Source organism: Ruegeria sp. YKSD163, assembly GCF_059612905.1.
In genome coordinates this window covers 111,199-127,331 of the sequence record NZ_JBXWRM010000004.1, presented here as the reverse complement: position 1 = coordinate 127,331, position 16,133 = coordinate 111,199, and the positions used below count along the sequence as shown (strand labels likewise).

The window sequence follows — 16,133 nt, the reverse complement described above, 5'->3', positions numbered from 1 at the left end:
TCAGCCGCGCCCGACATAGGGCATCGTGGTCGCCATCACCGTCATGAAGAGGACATTCGCCTCGGGCGGCAGGGTCGCCATATGCAGAACCGAGCGCGCCGCATCCATGACCGCCATCGACGGATCAGGCGTGCGGCCTTCGGCCAGCGCCCTTTCGTTCAGGCCCCGCACCATATCGGTCTGAGCATTGCCGATGTCGATCTGTCCCGCCGCGATGCCAAAGGCGCGGCCATCCAGTGACAAGCTGCGGGTCAGACCGGTGATCGCATGCTTTGTCGTGGTGTAGTGGATCGAGTTCGGCCGGGGCGCATGGGCGGCAATCGACCCGTTATTGATGATCCGCCCACCCTGTGGCGCCTGCCCTCGCATCCAGGCAAAAGCGGCTCGGGCGCAAAGGAACATACCGTTCAGGTTCACATTGACGGTTGTGAACCAGTCATCGAGAGCGATTTCGTCAATGGTGCCGCCCGGAGCAAAGATACCCGCATTGTTGAACAGCACATCCAGCCGCCCAACCCTGCCCTGAAACCGGGTAACAGCCCGCTCGACCGACTGTGGATCGGTCACATCCGCGACCAGCGAGACCGCGCGGTCGTGACCTGCCGCGATTTCCTCCAGCATCTCTCCACGCCGAGCCAGCAAACCCACGGTCCAGCCTTCCCCAAGGAACAGTTCGGCGGTGGCGCGCCCGATGCCGGAACTGGCACCTGTGATCAGGATGGTTCTCATGCCTCTTGCTCCTCTTCCAGCGTCAGCACCGGCGCGGCGGCCTGCCGCAGATCATCGACCCGCAGCGGATAGGTCGGTTTCGACAGGCGATTGCGCACCACCCAGATCAGCCTCTCCTGCGCGCGGGTGATTGCCACATAGGCCAGTCGTTTCCAGAGGGGTTGCCCCGCCTCGACGCGTCCGGCGCGGGCGGCGGCATAGATGTCAGGGGCAAAGACCTGCACCGTCTCCCATTGCGACCCCTGCGCCTTGTGGATGGTCACAGCCGCCCCGTGCAGGAACGTCGCGCCCATACGAGCAGCGAAAGGGATGAACGGCTCCTCTTCATCAGGCTTCTCGATCTTGACGATCGAGGCAGCGCTGACTTGCGGATCCTCGGCGCCCATCACATGCAGGCGCGAGAATCCCGGTTTGCGGCCGGGGCCCAGATAGATCACCTGCGCGCCCTTGATCAGGCCTCGCGCTTCGAGGTCGAGCCGTTTCTTGCGGTGTTTGAGCGGCAGCTCGATCCCGTCGCAAATCAGCGGTTCACCCTCCAGAAGTTCGGTCTCAGGCGCCCCGTGGACCGAGCGAAAGGCGTTAATCAGGCGAATCCGGGTGGCGTTGCGCCAGACCAGGACCGGGCTGCGGGCCATCAGGTCGACCTCGACCCTGCCGCCCCAGACGACACGATCATCCTGTCTAGCCTTGTCTTCGACCATGCGCTCGAACGCTTCGAAATCGAGCGTTGGATCAGCCAGAGCATGGGCCAAATCCAGAATCGGGCTGTCGGCCTCTTGCCGATGAATACGGCTGAGCGTCAGTTTATGCGGCGCAGGCAACCCATCGAACACCATCGAGCCGGATTGGTTGACCGGTGCCAGCTGCGCTGGATCGCCAAACAGGATCAGGGTGGGAAAGATCTCTTTCAGATCCTCGAACTGACGGTCATCCAGCATCGAGGCCTCGTCGATGAAACCGATATCCAGAGGTTCCTCGCGGCGTTTCCAGCCGGTGATGAAATCCGACCCGCGGAGCCCCGCCGCCGCTAACGCGCCGGGAATTGATGTGTTGCGCGCATAAAACGCCGCCGCACGGTCGAGCGCCGCATCGCTCAGCCCCTCGATCTCGGGCCTTTCGCCATTGCCGGCCAGCCATTCGGCGATACGCTCGTAATCGGGATCATAGACCGGAGTATAGAGGATACGATGGATCGTGGTTGCGGGGACCCCGCGCAGACGCAGTACGCTGGCGGCCTTGTTGGTGGGGGCAAGTACCGCCAACGTGCGCCGGTCCTTGCTCTTGCGGCCTTCGTAGTCACCCGAAACAACCTGCACCCCGGCCTCAGTCAAAGCCTTGCAGAGTTCGGCCAGCAACAGGGTCTTGCCCGACCCCGCCTTACCAATCACTGCCATCACCCCGGTCTTGCCCCCGCCGGGCGGGCGCAGCAGCGCATCATCGTCCAGATCGACCCCGGCCGCACGCAGAAGCTCGGCAATGGCGTCAAAGGCATTGGCCTGATCATCGGAATAGGTAACAGCATTTGTGGTCATGGCGCGACCCTACAGTCGGTGGTCGCGCCGTGCCAGAGAGGACCGGACCGGTTCGGAAATTATCCCGTACGCACGATCCGATGGCGGCCCGCCCTGCCAAAGGCGCGGTTGAACCAGAGCCGTGACAACTCGCGCGGGATGCCCGCCCGTTCGGCGACCCGGGTGCAATCGGCGGGTGAGAAAGGCCAGAGCCCGACATAAATCTTGTCGCGGCCTTCCCCCTCGCTCCCCAAGACTTCGGGAGAGGAACCGATAAGCCGATAGATCCGGATCATCCGCTCGTCAAAGACCCCGGCGATATGGGTCAGGCCGAAACCCTCCATGACTTCGCCACCGCTGAGCATGATCGCCCCCGCCACTCGCGAGCTGGCCCGCCGCGAGAGGCAGAACCGCGTCACCTCCCAGATCAGCGGGCTGCAAATCGGGCTGCCGCCGGTCAGGTGCCCAAACACATCGTTGATCATGACCGGCCCGGTCGTGGGCAGAAATCGCATCGAGCCGCCATGTCTGCCATCGGGTTCTTCCCAGATGACATAAAGCGGGTTCAGATCGTCGTATTGATCGCGCTCTTCCCCGTGCTCATTGACGTATACATTCCATCCCAGGCGTGTCTTGAACTGGTCCGCACGATCCACAAACATGGATTTCGCGAGTTTCGGATACCGATGCAGTTCATCTGCATACAAATAGCGCAGCATTCGTTCGTTCCCTTGCCGTCCGTTATGGAACAAAAGGGGTACATACGAATGGTTAACATCTGGTCAGCAGTGCGGACGCTGCTTAAACCACGATAAGCCCACGACTCATGGCAGTCGCTATCGCATGAGTTGTGTTGAGCGCGCCCAGTTTGAAACGGGCACTTTCGATATAGACCCGCAGGGTGTGTTCCGAGATCGACAGCGAATGCGCCACCTGTGCCCGACTGTAACCAAGAGCCAGCAACGTCATCGCGTCAACCTCGCGCGGCGACAGATTGCGAGGTTGCTCCGGTTGGCGCGAGCGTTCGAATTCCAGCGCCTTGCGGTTAAAAAAATGTGCGATCAGAATCAGATCGCGCCCATAGGTTTCGGTGAATTCGGACCATTCCGCGTCATCGCAGACATGGTTCAGCGTGAAGAGCGCGAACTGTCCGTTCGGGCCTCGGATCGGAATCGAATATCCCTGATTGCCGACCCCGTGTTCCAGCGCATCCTGCAAGAACGCCTTGGCGACCTTGCCGGACCAGTCGAGTCGCTTCCAATCGACCGGGTGAAACCTTTGAAAACATCCCAGAATCACCGGATCTATCCGATGATAGTTCTTTTCCAGATACCGTTCCTGCCAGGCCTGAGGATAGGTTGCACATCCATATTGATCGCCTGCGCTGTCAACCCAATGATAGACGATATGGTCAATTTCGAGCGTATCGCGCAGTTTGACGGTAACCCTTTCGAGATCTTCAAGCGCGCTGGTGGCGTCCAAGTCCTCCAAAATCGGGTTCAGGTTGACCTTTCTGCCCATGGGTCGGTAACAGCGCCTCTTCTCTCTTGGACGCGATTTCTGCCGCGGCAACGATCTTGGTGTCGTCGAGCTGCTCGGCCAGAGCACTCAGCCCGTTCGCGCTGGCGAAGGTTTTGAGGTCCGACAGGACGTCCAGTATCCACTCAGTTTGCGGCATCAGAGTCTCTCCGAAACGGTTAACGAAAGGTTAACACAACTATAGCATGTGCGGCTTGCGGGCGAAAATTCACTGCTTTCCACTCCCCAAAAGTAGCGAGGTCGAAATTTCTAACCTCCTGAAACCCCGAGAACGTGCCCAAAAAATAAAAATGGCCCGCGAACCATGGTCGTGATTCGCAGGCCATCATGTCGGTCAGGTCTGGCGGTTGGGTTAACCGCGGGCGTCCAGAACCTCTTCGAGGGTGCGCAGACCGGTGCGGGGCGATTGCACGAGCACCGACATGTTGCCCGGCTTGTGCTCGTTGCGCATCATCTTCATATGCGCCTCAGGCAGATCGGCCCAGGTGAACACCTCGGACATGCACGGGTCGAGACGACGCTCGACCATCAGCTGGTTCGCGGCCATTGCCTGCTTGAGATGGGCAAAGTGGCTGCCCTGAAGGCGCTTCTGGTGCATCCACATATAGCGCACGTCAAAGGTCAGGTTGTAGCCGCTGGTGCCCGCGCAGATCACAACCATACCGCCCTTCTTTACCACGAAGGTCGAGACCGGGAACGTGCTCTCGCCGGGGTGCTCGAAGACCATGTCCACGTTCACGCCCTTGCCGGTAATATCCCAGATCGCCTTGCCGAACTTGCGGGCTTCCTTGAACCACTCGGCATATTCGGGGGTGTTCACCGTGGGCAGTTGACCCCAGCAGTTAAAATCCTTGCGGTTGATGACACCCTTTGCGCCAAGGTCCATGACAAACTGGCGCTTGCTTTCATCCGAGATGACGCCAATCGCGTTCGCACCCGCTGTATTGATAAGCTGGATCGCATAGGACCCTAGACCACCGGACGCCCCCCAGACCAGAACGTTCTGACCGGGCTTGAGATCATGCGGCTCATGGCCGAACAGCATCCGGTAAGCGGTCGCCAGCGTCAGCGTGTAACATGCAGCTTCTTCCCAAGTCAGGTGCTTGGGCCGCGGCATAAGCTGTTGCGCCTGTACATTGGTGAACTGGGCAAAGGAGCCGTCCGGCGTCTCATAACCCCAAATCCGCTGGCTTGGCGAATACATCGGGTCACCGCCATTGCAATGCTCGTCGTCACCATCATCCTGATTGCAGTGGATCACGACCTCGTCGCCGACCTTCCAGCGCTTGACCTTATCCCCAACGGCCCAGACGATACCCGAAGCATCGGAACCGGCGATGTGATAGGGCTGTCCATGGCCATCGAAGGGCGATATCGGAACACCTTTGGAGGCCCAGACTCCATTATAGTTGACGCCGGCGGCCATCACCAGAACCAGCACCTCGTGACTGTCGAGCGTCGGCACGTCAACCACTTCGACCTGCATTGCGGTATCGGGATCACCGTGGCGCTCTTTGCGGATCGCCCATGCGTACATCTTCTTCGGCACGAATCCCATCGGGGGGATTTCACCCATCTCATAGAGGTCTTTCTCGGGCGCCGCGTAGGACGCGATACCGCTGTCGGTGTCCAAAGCCATGGTGGCCTCCTTTTTCGATCTTTTTGCCGCAACGCAGAATCGCGACCCTCAGCATGACCTACAAACGGTCGCGCAACATTGCAATAGCAATTGACCAATGTTTTGAAATTTTATGACCCTGCAATTGCAGAAAGTTCTGCTGCATATGCAGCGCCACCATCCATAAGATGTGCAATCGAGGCCGCGTAATAGGCCAACAGGTCCTGCCGCTCGGTACCCGGACCAAAGCGGCCATCGCTTTCAACCAGGATGCGCCGCTCGATCAACTGCCGCAACCCGACTTCGATCGCATAGTGGCGGTCTTCGCGCGGCATGTGGATATGTGCATGCGGCAACGCAGCAAGGGCATGATCGAACCCTGCGGCCAAAGCACTGCGGGTCATCGGCCCGTTTTGCTGGATCAGCCAGGCCACCAGCGGCACCGGCAGCACCGGCACCACCGCCCCGATCCGCGCCATCAGTTCGCGTGCCAGCGGTACTGTCGGGTCTCCCTTGGCCTTGGTTCGAAATCCGGACAAAGACAGAGGCCTGCCGAAACTGACGGCCGCATAGCCAAAGCGGTGAAACCGTCCGGTGATCCGCCACCAGAACTGCTTGAGAAACCAGATCGTGATCACGCCAATCCGCGCGCGAAAACGGCGCTCTCCGCGGCTGGCGGCCGCTGTCAGGATCGTGTCCTCGAGCACCCGGTCATAGTTGATCGACACGGGAACAAAGACCACATCGCGCCCGGCCGGGTCGGCGCCATCGACGATATATTTCAGCAGACCCAGCTTGGGTCGCCCCAACCCGCCCGACAGGCTCAACCCACCTTCGGGAAACATTGCCTGTGTCACGCCAGCTTCGGTCGCGTGGCGGACATAGGCGGCCAGCACCTTGCGGTAGAGATCGCTGCGCGATCTACGGCGGATGAAATAAGCGCCCATCGCCCGGATCAGCCGGCTGAGAGGCCAGACCCGCGCCCATTCGCCCACCGCATAACTGAGCGCGGATTGCTCGGCAGCCAGATAGGTGACCAGAACGTAATCCATGTTGCTTCGGTGATTCATGACAAAGACCACCGTCGCCTCGGGGTCGATGCCCCGCAGCGCCTCGGCGTCAACATGGCCCAGCCGGACACGGTAGAGCGCGTTCGAGAGAAAGCGTGCCAACCGGATTGCAAAACTGAAATAGGTAAAGGCCGAAAAGCCCGGAACGATCTCGCGCGCATAACGTCGCGCCTGCTCGAAGGCGACCGCCTCGGGGATACCCTCGGCCTGGGCTTGGTCGCGCACGGCCCGCGCCACCTCTGGATCGTAGATCAGCCGCTGGATCATGTCGTGACGGCGGGCCAGCTTGAAGGGTTGGATCGGTCGGGCCAACCGCGTGTTCAACCGGGCAACCGCGCGTTCCAGCCTGCGGCGGAAAAACCAGCGGACTGATGGGAAAAGAAAGTGCGAGGCGAAGGTGACCGCGGCAAACAGCACGATCAGCACGAATAGCCAAAGCGGGAGTTCCACGGTCTGCGTCATTCCGGCACACTGCCACCAATCGCGGCCCCTCACAATCGAATGATGCGAGATGGCTTCGCCGCAATGCAGCGAATTGACATGTCCCGAAAATTGCGATTTAGAACCCCTTAGTGAAACTTTGTTACCGAAGCAGAATCGAGAGGCCGTCCATGTCGCAGATGCAAAAAGACCGTCAGACTGCAAACTCCGACCGCAAGGCGGACCGTCCCTGGCTGATCCGCACCTATGCCGGCCATTCGACCGCCAAGGCCTCGAACACGCTCTATCGCAACAACCTGTCCAAAGGGCAGACCGGCCTTTCGGTGGCCTTCGACCTACCGACGCAGACCGGCTATGACAGCGACCACGTGCTGGCGCGGGGCGAGGTGGGCAAGGTCGGTGTGCCGATCTGCCATCTGGGCGACATGCGGGTGCTGTTCGACCAGATCCCGCTGGAGCAGATGAACACCTCGATGACGATCAACGCCACCGCCCCCTGGCTGCTGGCGCTTTATATCGCGGTGGCCGAGGAACAGGGCGCGGATGTCTCGAGGCTGCAAGGCACGGTTCAGAACGACCTGATCAAAGAGTATCTGTCGCGCGGCACCTATGTCTGCCCGCCGAAACCGTCCCTGAAGATGATCGCGGATGTGGCCGAATACTGCTACACCAACGTGCCGAAATGGAACCCGATGAACGTGTGTTCCTATCACCTGCAAGAGGCGGGCGCGACACCGGAACAGGAACTGGCCTATGCGCTGGCCACTGCCATCGCCGTCCTGGACGAGTTGAAACCGCGTGTCCCGGCCGAAGACTTCCCGGCGTTGTGCGGCCGCATCTCTTTCTTTGTGAATGCCGGCATCCGCTTTGTTACCGAAATGTGCAAGATGCGCGCCTTTGTCGATCTGTGGGACGAGATTCTGGAAAGCCGCTATGGCGTCAATGACCCGAAATTCCGCCGCTTCCGCTATGGGGTGCAGGTGAACTCGCTGGGCCTGACCGAGCAGCAGCCCGAAAACAACGTCTATCGCATCCTGATCGAGATGCTGGCCGTGACCCTGTCGAAAAAGGCCCGCGCCCGCGCTGTGCAGCTGCCCGCCTGGAACGAAGCACTAGGCCTGCCGCGCCCCTGGGACCAGCAATGGTCGATGCGGATGCAACAAATCCTGGCCTATGAAACCGACCTGCTGGAGTTTGGCGACCTCTTCGATGGCAACCCGGTGGTGGATGCCAAGGTCGAAGAGCTGAAGGCGGGCGCGCGCGCAGAGCTTGCCAATCTCGCCTCGATGGGCGGCGCCGTTGCCTCGATCGAATACATGAAATCGCGGTTGGTGGATTCCAATGCCGAACGGCTGAACCGGATCGAGCGTAACGAGACCGTAGTGGTCGGCGTCAACCGCTGGACCGAGGGCGAACCCTCGCCCCTGCAAACCGAGGATGGCGGCATCATGGTCGTCGATCCCCAAGTCGAGCAGGAACAGATCGCGCGGCTGGATAGCTGGCGCGCAGAACGCGACGATGCGGCGGTGGCGGCGGCGCTGGAGGCGTTGCGCGCCGCGGCCCGGACCGGAGCGAATGTAATGGAACCGTCGATTGCGGCAGCCCGGGCCGGGGTCACCACCGGCGAATGGGCCGAAGAGATGCGCAAGGCCTATGGCACCTATCGCGGCCCCACCGGTGTATCCGGGTCGGTCTCGAACAAGACCGAAGGCTTGGAAGACCTGCGCGCGGCGGTTGATGCGGTCAGCGACAAGCTGGGTCGGCGCCTGAAATTCCTTGTGGGCAAGCCGGGGCTGGACGGTCATTCCAACGGCGCCGAGCAGATTGCCTTTCGCGCCCGCGACTGTGGCATGGACATCAGCTATGACGGTATCCGCCTCACGCCCGAGGAACTGGTCACCTCGGCGCTCGAGCAACAGGCCCATGTAGTCGGCCTGTCGATCCTGTCGGGCAGCCATCTGCCGCTGGTCGAAGAGGTGATGGATCGCATGCGCCTTGCCGGTCTGTCACATATCCCGGTGATCGTTGGCGGCATTATCCCTGACGAGGACGCCCAAAAATTGCGCGCAATGGGTGTTGCAAAAGTCTACACCCCCAAGGATTTCGAATTGAATGGAATAATGGGCGATATTGTGACGCTTGTCAGAGACACCGAAATAGCTGCGGAATAAATTCGCCACCCTAATAAAATGATGCTGAAACGCGTCTTTGTCTGTGTTTAACGTGGCGCGATTGGCGCCACTTTTTTGCGCTCAATAGAACTCAAAAAGGAACACAGGATGGGACACGATCTTAGCGGCATGACGCGTAAGGAACTGATCAACCTAAGGGACAAGGTTGACGCAGCCATCAAAACCGCCGAACAACGCGAACGTCAGGAAGCCCTGAAAGCGGCGGAAAAGGCGGCAGCGGAATTCGGTTTTTCATTGGCCGAATTGTCCGGCGAAACACGCAAGTCGACCAAAGGGACCAAGGCCCAGCCCAAATACCGTAATCCCGCCAATCCGGAACAGACCTGGTCGGGTCGCGGACGCAAACCGCAATGGGTGCATGATGCCATTCAGAGCGGCGCAGATATCTCCGATCTGGAAATCTGAGCGGATTTTGGGGAAATGACGATCCATATTGGCGCCAAGGCTGGCGAAATCGCGGAAACTGTTCTGTTACCCGGCGATCCCTATCGCGCGAAATGGGCGGCCGAAACGTTCCTGGATAATCCGGTTCTGGCAAATGAGGTTCGGGGCATGTTGGGGTTTACCGGCATGTGGCGCGGTAATCGGGTAACCATTCATGGGTCCGGGATGGGCATGCCGTCACTGTCGATCTATGCCAACGAGTTGATCCGCGATTATGGGGCAAAAACGCTGATCCGGATTGGCTCCTGCGGGGGGATGCAAGACAGTGTCGAGGTGCGAGACGTGATCCTGGCGATGACAGCCTCGACGCTTGGCACGCCGTCACGCGGCATCTTTCGCGAGTTGAACTTTGCCCCCTGCGCCGATTGGTCCCTGTTGCACGCCGCGGCACGCGCCGCTGAAACCAAGGGTGTGCGGACCCATGTGGGCGGCATCTATTCGTCGGACGTTTTCTACGACGAACGGCCCGATCTGAACGAACAGATGGTGCGCCATGGGGTGCTGGGGGTCGAGATGGAGGCGGCAGAGCTTTACATCCTGGCCGCGCGGCACAAATGCCGGGCGCTGGCGGTGCTGACGGTCTCCGACCATTTGCTGACCGGGGCTGCTCTACCCAGCGCAGAGCGCGAGACGAGCTTTGGCGACATGGTCGAGATTGCTCTGCACGCAGCCTTTCCCGAAGCCTGAGTCCATCACAAAAGGAATACGCGGCCCTTTTTGGCCGCGTTTTTCGTACGCTCACCGCCCGTGGCTACGATCATAGCCGTTGATCGGCGGGCTGGACCAAGTGCTCAAGGTGTCGGCCTGCGGCTCGAAGATCTCCACCAGCAGCGGATGACAAGCGGCCATATCCGAGGAATGCTCGGACGAGCAATCGCCGCCAGGGCAGGCACTTAGATTGCCCAATAGGTCGATCTCGGCAAAGAACTCAAGATAGTCCCCCGGTCGCACCGGCGAGGCCTTCATGAAGTATTGCCCGGTATCACGGGTGAAGCCGGTACACATGAACACGTTCAGAACGTCATGTACCAGCATCTCGGCATCGTGCAGCGGTAGCCCGGTATGGTCGGCCAGGGCGCGCGTCAGGTTCGAATGGCAACAATGGTGGTAATGACCACCCGCCAGCAAATTGCCGGTATAGGGATCGCAGCGGGTGCCGATCACATCATGGACGGAACCGCCATATTGGTCGATCCCGTACCAGCCTAGGGTATCCTCGATGATCGTCGCCATTGGACGGAGGTAGGGCAGGTTCGACCACAACCGTTCACCCGTGGTGACGTGGGTACCGTGCAGGGCGCGTGTCTTGCCCGAGAAGAACCGCTCGCTCAGGTCATGCAGGTTATGCAGGTTCAAGTCCCCCACCTGCGGTCCCTCGACGGAGCTGATGCGAAAGACCTGGCCCGCCTTGACCTCGAAGCACCGTCCCTCGCGCGGCGGGACAAGTACCTCGCCCGTCTTGCGGGCAGAAGCGCGCCCGGCGCGATAGAGATCCATGTCGGGGCGAGGAAGACTGTCGTTGGGATAACAGATCACCGGCTTTACGGCGCGGCGAGCATCGGCATCGGCGGGGGCATCGGTCATCGGGCGGTCACCTGTCTGTTTGCCACCCCATAAAGCCGTCGGAACGGAGACGGCGCAAGACCGTCTCCGACAGCAGTGTCTCAGATCGCGACAACGTCAAGCGGTGGGAAACCGTTAAAACCGACGCTGGCATAGGTCGAGGTATAGGCTCCGCAGTTGCGGATCACGATCCGGTCGCCATCGCGCAGGCCCAGCGGCAGATGCACCATCTTCTTTTCATAAAGCACATCAGCACTGTCACAGGAGGGGCCGGCGAGAATGCAGGGACCGGTCGGCTCATGCTCGCGTTCGGTGAGGAACTGATAGCGGATTGCCTCGTCCATGGTTTCGGCCAGGCCCGAGAACTTGCCGATATCCAGATAAACCCAGCGGTGCAGGTCATTGGTGGATTTGCGCGAAACCAGCAGCACCTCGGCGGCAATCGCACCGGCTTCGGCTACCATGCCGCGGCCCGGTTCTGCCATGACCTGCGGTACCTCGCCAAACCGTTGGCTGATCAGGCGGATCACCTCGGCAGCGTAGAGTTCGGGCGCATCCACTTCCTGACCGTAGAAAGCCGGGAAACCACCGCCAATATTGAGCAGGCTCAGTTCATGCCCTGCGGCGCGGGCGGCATGCCAGACACCGGCCACCTGATCCAGCACCGGCACCCACATCTCGGCGCGCCGGGTTTGCGAGCCGACGTGGAAGGACAGGCCAACCGGGTCGAGGCCGACAGAGCGCGCGTAGTCGAGGACAGCGATGGCTTTGTCCGGCGCACAGCCGAATTTGCGGCTGAGCGGCCAGTCGGCCTCACAAGCCTCGACGATCATACGGACATAGACCTGCGCGCCCGGCGCATGGGCTGCGATCTTGTCCAACTCGCCTTCGGCATCCGCGGCAAACAGAGTGATCCCCGCCGCATGCGCCCAGACGATATCAGCCGGTTTCTTGACCGTGTTGCCAAAGGAAATGCGGTCAGCCAAGGCCCCGGCGGCCAGGCACAGCTCGATCTCGGCCCGGGAGGCGGCGTCGAAATTGCTGCCCAGGCGGGCCAGCGTCGACAGGATTTCCGGCAGCGGGTTCGCCTTGACCGCGTAGTGGATACGCGCGCGGCCAAGCCCTTGGGCCAGCGCGGCGAACTGGCGGGCAACGGCCTGGGTGTCGATCACCAGCGTCGGGCGATCGAAACGGTTGGACAGGATAAAGGTTTCGGCGCGGGACAGAGTCGCGCTTTCACAGGCCAGGGGCCCGGTTACAACTGCGTTCAAGGTCATCTCCAACAGACGCGGCAAAGCCGTGCGGCAAAAGTGGAGACGTTACCGTCGCTGCGTAACCATAGGGTGCGTCCCTTACGACAGAGGCGCGTGCGTTGGCGTCTTGAATCGCGATATCGGTCTAATGATGAGTCGTTTCAAGCGGAAATTTCGTAGCGCGGAAATTTCTTTCTAGTCGACCAAATTTGCTGTTTCAACGCAACAGGTTGGCGGCTTATCCACAGAGCCTGAAACCTGACCGCCGCAGTAGACGCAAGTCCACATTTCGCGATCTCGGTCAAACCGCCAACGACAGTTTCGGGTCAGGGTTGTGCTGCGGGCGCGCCAGAAGAGATAAGCGAAGACAACCAACGCCAGAAAAAGAAGAAGGACGGGCATGACCTCGTCCTATCTTGTCAGTACCGCTTAGGCAATCTGCCCTCAGGCGGCATTGGCATATTGGAAGAGGTCGGGTTGCTCTTCCTTTGCAACCATGACTGGTTCGGGTTCGTAGTAAGCCCAAGCCTGGTTAAGCAGGTCCAGCGCCTCTTGCACGGGGATTTGGGGTCTGGCGGGTTTGTTTGCGGCTTTCATGGGCGTCATCCTTTGCATCAGATTTGGCCCCTCCCTTCGCAAGAACCTAAGCGCGCGACACAGGGAATTCATCGCACAGTTGCGCAGACTGGACATGCAGAAAAAACAAGGCTGCACCCCATCCCGGAAAGAGAACGGGCCCGCCAGGGGCGGACCCGCTGCAACCGTGGTCGCTGAACGGTTCAAACCGTGCGTTCCACCATCATCTTCTTGATCTCGGCAATCGCCTTGGCCGGGTTCAGCCCCTTTGGGCAGGTCTTGGCACAGTTCATGATGGTATGGCAGCGATACAGCTTGAACGGATCTTCCAGGTTGTCGAGGCGTTCGCCCGTGGCCTCATCCCGGCTGTCGATGATCCAGCGATAAGCATGCAGCAGCGCGGCAGGCCCCAGATAGCGGTCGCCGTTCCACCAATAGCTGGGGCACGAGGTCGAGCAGCTGGCGCACATCACACATTCATAAAGGCCATCCAGCTTCTTGCGATCCTCGATGGATTGCTTCCACTCCTTGGCCGGGCGGTTGGTCTTGGTTTCCAGCCAGGGCATGATCGAGGCGTGCTGAGCATAGAAATGGGTGAGATCCGGGATCAGATCCTTGACCACCGGCATATGCGGCAACGGATAGATTTTCACATCGCCCTTGATCTCATCCATGCCGTAAATGCAGGCCAGCGTGTTGATCCCGTCGATATTCATCGCACAGGACCCACAGATCCCCTCGCGGCAAGAGCGGCGGAAGGTCAGCGTCGCATCGACCTTGTTCTTGATATAGATAAGTGCGTCCAGAACCATCGGCCCGCAATCGTCCATATCGACGAAATAGGTATCGACGCGCGGGTTCTGCCCATCGTCCGGATTCCAGCGATAGATCTGGAACTTGCGCAGATTGGTCGCGCCTTCCGGCTTGGGCCAGGTCTTGCCCGTGGTGATGCGGGAATTCTTCGGGAGGGTCAGTTGTACCATGGTTTCCTCTCCTTAGAAGGTCCGCGCCTTGGGCGCGATTTTCTTCAGGCTGATGCCGCCCTGCTCTTCAGTGGTGAGCGGGTCGGTGATCACCGGACGATAGCTGAGCTCGACCGTGTTGCCTTCGACACGGCTGACGGTGTGCACCCGCCAGTTTTCATCGTCGCGGGTTGGGAAATCCTCGTGCGCATGGGCGCCACGGCTTTCCTTGCGCGCTTCGGCACCGACAATGGTGGCCAGCGCGCTGGGCATCAGGTTGGTCAGCTCCAGCGTTTCCATCAGGTCGCTGTTCCAGACCAGGCTGCGGTCGGTGACGCTCAGATCGTCCATCTTGGCGGCGATCGCGGTCATCTTCTCGACACCCTCGGCCATGGTCTTGGCGGTACGGAACACGGCAGCATCGGCCTGCATGGTCTTCTGCATCTCCAGCCGCAGTTCGGCGGTGGCGACATTGCCCTTGGCGTTGCGCAGCCCGTCGAAACGGTCAAACGCCTTTTCGACCGAGGCGAGGTTCAGCACCGGGTTCGGCGCCTCGGGGTCCACAACCTTGCCAGCGCGAATGGCCGAGGCGCGGCCAAACACCACGAGGTCGATGAGCGAGTTCGAGCCGAGGCGATTGGCCCCATGCACCGAGGCGCAACCGGCCTCACCCACGGCCATCAGGCCGGGCACGATGGCGGTCGGGTTGTCGGCGGTGGGGTTCAGCACCTCGCCCCAATAGTTGGTCGGGATACCGCCCATGTTGTAGTGAACAGTGGGCAGAACCGGGATCGGTTCCTTGGTCACATCGACGCCCGCAAAGATCTTGGCGCTTTCCGAGATGCCAGGCAGCCGTTCGGCCAGCGCCTCGGCCGGCAGGTGACTCAGGTTCAGGTGGATATGATCGCCGTCCTTGCCCACGCCGCGGCCTTCGCGAATTTCCATGGTCATCGAGCGACTGACATAGTCGCGCGGCGCCAGGTCCTTGTACTGAGGCGCATAGCGCTCCATGAACCGTTCCCCTTCGGAGTTGGTCAGGTACCCGCCCTCACCGCGCGCGCCTTCGGTGATCAGGCAGCCCGAGCCGTAGATGCCGGTCGGGTGGAACTGGACAAACTCCATATCCTGCAGAGCCAGACCCGCGCGAGCAACCATGCCGCCACCGTCGCCGGTGCAGGTATGGGCTGAGGTTGCGCTGAAGTAGGCACGGCCATAACCGCCGGTTGCCAGCACCACCATCTTGGCATTGAAGACGTGGAAGGTGCCGTCATCCAGCTTCCAGCAGACCACGCCCTGACACTGCCCGTCTTCGGACATGATCAGATCGATGGCGAAATACTCGATATAGAATTCCGCGTTGTTCTTGAGGCTCTGGCCATAGAGCGTATGCAGGATCGCGTGGCCGGTCCGGTCCGCCGCTGCACAGGTGCGCTGCACGGGCGGGCCTTCGCCAAACTCGGTGGTGTGGCCACCGAACGGGCGCTGATAAATCTTGCCTTCTTCGGTGCGCGAGAAGGGAACGCCGTAATGCTCCAGCTCGTACACTGCCTTGGGGGCCTCGCGCGCGAGGTATTCCATTGCGTCGGTATCGCCCAGCCAGTCCGACCCCTTGACGGTGTCGTACATGTGCCACTGCCAGTGATCAGGCCCCATGTTCGACAACGACGCGGCAATTCCGCCCTGCGCGGCGACAGTGTGCGAGCGGGTCGGGAACACCTTGGTCACACAAGCGGTGCGCAGCCCTTGTTCGGCCATGCCCAGCGTGGCCCGCAGACCGGCACCGCCGGCGCCGACCACGACCACATCGTATTCATGCGTTTCGTATTCGTAAGCAGCCATTGATAAAGCTCCGGTCTTAGAGGGCGATGCGGGCGATGGCGAAAAGGCCGGTCGCAGCAGCGGCATAGGAAAGGCAGATCACCAGGATGATCAGGATTTTCTGCATCAGGCCGTGCACGTAATCCTCGATCAGCACCTGGGCGCCGTCGGCGAAATGTTTGAAGCCAACGATCAGCGTCAGCGCGGCAATGATGGCCGGGAAGGGGCGCGAGAAATAGTCGAGCACCGCCTGATGCGGCTCGCCCAGCATCGGGCCAAAGGTGAACACGAACAGCGGAATCAGGATCAGCAGGGCCACCGAGCTGACCTTCATCGCCCAGAAATGAGCAGTGCCCGTCTTGGCCGAACCCATGCCAACGGCGCGTTTGCGGTCTGTGAGATAGCGCATCTTTGGCC

Annotated in this window: 16 protein-coding genes; 3 read left to right on the top strand and 13 right to left on the bottom strand. The window is 60.6% G+C overall.

Annotated elements, in window-relative coordinates; translation table 11 throughout:
• The 7 genes from AC2FNA_RS07460 to AC2FNA_RS07430 form a co-directional block, all read right to left on the bottom strand.
• On the bottom strand, positions 1 to 729 hold the full coding sequence (locus AC2FNA_RS07460) for an SDR family oxidoreductase (protein ID WP_496825390.1): 729 nt from the start codon (positions 727 to 729) through the stop codon (positions 1 to 3).
• Positions 726 to 2,261, bottom strand: coding sequence for an ATP-dependent DNA helicase (locus tag AC2FNA_RS07455; RefSeq protein WP_496825389.1), 1,536 nt, complete (start codon positions 2,259 to 2,261; stop codon positions 726 to 728). The genes AC2FNA_RS07460 and AC2FNA_RS07455 overlap by 4 nt, the downstream gene beginning before the upstream one ends.
• 59 nt (positions 2,262 to 2,320) lie before the next feature.
• Positions 2,321 to 2,959 carry an acyl-homoserine-lactone synthase gene (locus tag AC2FNA_RS07450; protein WP_496825388.1) on the bottom strand — a complete coding sequence of 213 codons (639 nt, stop codon included), beginning with the start codon at positions 2,957 to 2,959 and terminating at the stop codon, positions 2,321 to 2,323.
• Positions 2,960 to 3,041: 82 nt separating this feature from the next.
• Positions 3,042 to 3,761 carry a helix-turn-helix transcriptional regulator gene (locus tag AC2FNA_RS07445; protein WP_496825387.1) on the bottom strand — a complete coding sequence of 240 codons (720 nt, stop codon included), beginning with the start codon at positions 3,759 to 3,761 and terminating at the stop codon, positions 3,042 to 3,044.
• Positions 3,700 to 3,918: a hypothetical protein gene (locus AC2FNA_RS07440; RefSeq protein ID WP_496825386.1), complete on the bottom strand. Its 219-nt coding sequence runs from the start codon at positions 3,916 to 3,918 to the stop codon at positions 3,700 to 3,702. The genes AC2FNA_RS07445 and AC2FNA_RS07440 overlap by 62 nt, the downstream gene beginning before the upstream one ends.
• Before the next feature lie 213 nt (positions 3,919 to 4,131).
• A complete protein-coding gene (ccrA, locus tag AC2FNA_RS07435; protein WP_011046131.1) occupies positions 4,132 to 5,418 on the bottom strand; it encodes a crotonyl-CoA carboxylase/reductase in 1,287 nt (428 codons plus the stop codon).
• A gap of 110 nt (positions 5,419 to 5,528) precedes the next feature.
• Complete coding sequence (locus AC2FNA_RS07430; RefSeq protein WP_496825385.1) at positions 5,529 to 6,929, bottom strand: 1-acyl-sn-glycerol-3-phosphate acyltransferase; 1,401 nt, start codon at positions 6,927 to 6,929, stop codon at positions 5,529 to 5,531.
• A 149-nt stretch (positions 6,930 to 7,078) separates the two neighbouring features.
• Here AC2FNA_RS07430 and AC2FNA_RS07425 point away from each other — a divergent pair, with 149 nt between their 5' ends.
• The 3 genes from AC2FNA_RS07425 to deoD all read left to right on the top strand — a co-directional run bounded on the left by AC2FNA_RS07425 (position 7,079) and on the right by deoD (position 10,231).
• The gene (locus AC2FNA_RS07425; RefSeq protein WP_496825384.1) at positions 7,079 to 9,079 is read left to right on the top strand and encodes a protein meaA; all 2,001 of its coding nucleotides are present in this window, start codon (positions 7,079 to 7,081) and stop codon (positions 9,077 to 9,079) included.
• 108 nt (positions 9,080 to 9,187) lie between these two features.
• Positions 9,188 to 9,505 carry an H-NS histone family protein gene (locus AC2FNA_RS07420; protein ID WP_234137261.1) on the top strand — a complete coding sequence of 106 codons (318 nt, stop codon included), beginning with the start codon at positions 9,188 to 9,190 and terminating at the stop codon, positions 9,503 to 9,505.
• A gap of 15 nt (positions 9,506 to 9,520) precedes the next feature.
• Complete coding sequence (gene deoD / locus AC2FNA_RS07415; RefSeq protein WP_496825383.1) at positions 9,521 to 10,231, top strand: purine-nucleoside phosphorylase; 711 nt, start codon at positions 9,521 to 9,523, stop codon at positions 10,229 to 10,231.
• A gap of 51 nt (positions 10,232 to 10,282) precedes the next feature.
• Here the strand turns inward: deoD and AC2FNA_RS07410 are convergent, their stop codons facing one another.
• The 6 genes from AC2FNA_RS07410 to sdhD form a co-directional block, all read right to left on the bottom strand.
• Positions 10,283 to 11,128, bottom strand: a complete 846-nt coding sequence (locus tag AC2FNA_RS07410; RefSeq protein WP_496825382.1) for an urea carboxylase-associated family protein — start codon at positions 11,126 to 11,128, stop codon at positions 10,283 to 10,285.
• A gap of 80 nt (positions 11,129 to 11,208) precedes the next feature.
• The gene (locus AC2FNA_RS07405) at positions 11,209 to 12,384 is read right to left on the bottom strand and encodes a type III PLP-dependent enzyme (RefSeq protein WP_496825381.1); all 1,176 of its coding nucleotides are present in this window, start codon (positions 12,382 to 12,384) and stop codon (positions 11,209 to 11,211) included.
• Between the two features lie 420 nt (positions 12,385 to 12,804).
• Complete coding sequence (locus AC2FNA_RS07400) at positions 12,805 to 12,957, bottom strand: hypothetical protein (RefSeq protein ID WP_496825380.1); 153 nt, start codon at positions 12,955 to 12,957, stop codon at positions 12,805 to 12,807.
• 182 nt (positions 12,958 to 13,139) lie between these two features.
• Complete coding sequence (locus tag AC2FNA_RS07395) at positions 13,140 to 13,919, bottom strand: succinate dehydrogenase iron-sulfur subunit (RefSeq protein ID WP_234142571.1); 780 nt, start codon at positions 13,917 to 13,919, stop codon at positions 13,140 to 13,142.
• Between the two features lie 12 nt (positions 13,920 to 13,931).
• Positions 13,932 to 15,737, bottom strand: coding sequence for a succinate dehydrogenase flavoprotein subunit (gene sdhA / locus AC2FNA_RS07390; protein WP_496825379.1), 1,806 nt, complete (start codon positions 15,735 to 15,737; stop codon positions 13,932 to 13,934).
• A gap of 16 nt (positions 15,738 to 15,753) precedes the next feature.
• The gene (gene sdhD / locus AC2FNA_RS07385; protein WP_496825378.1) at positions 15,754 to 16,125 is read right to left on the bottom strand and encodes a succinate dehydrogenase, hydrophobic membrane anchor protein; all 372 of its coding nucleotides are present in this window, start codon (positions 16,123 to 16,125) and stop codon (positions 15,754 to 15,756) included.
• Between the last annotated feature and the right edge of the window lie 8 nt (positions 16,126 to 16,133).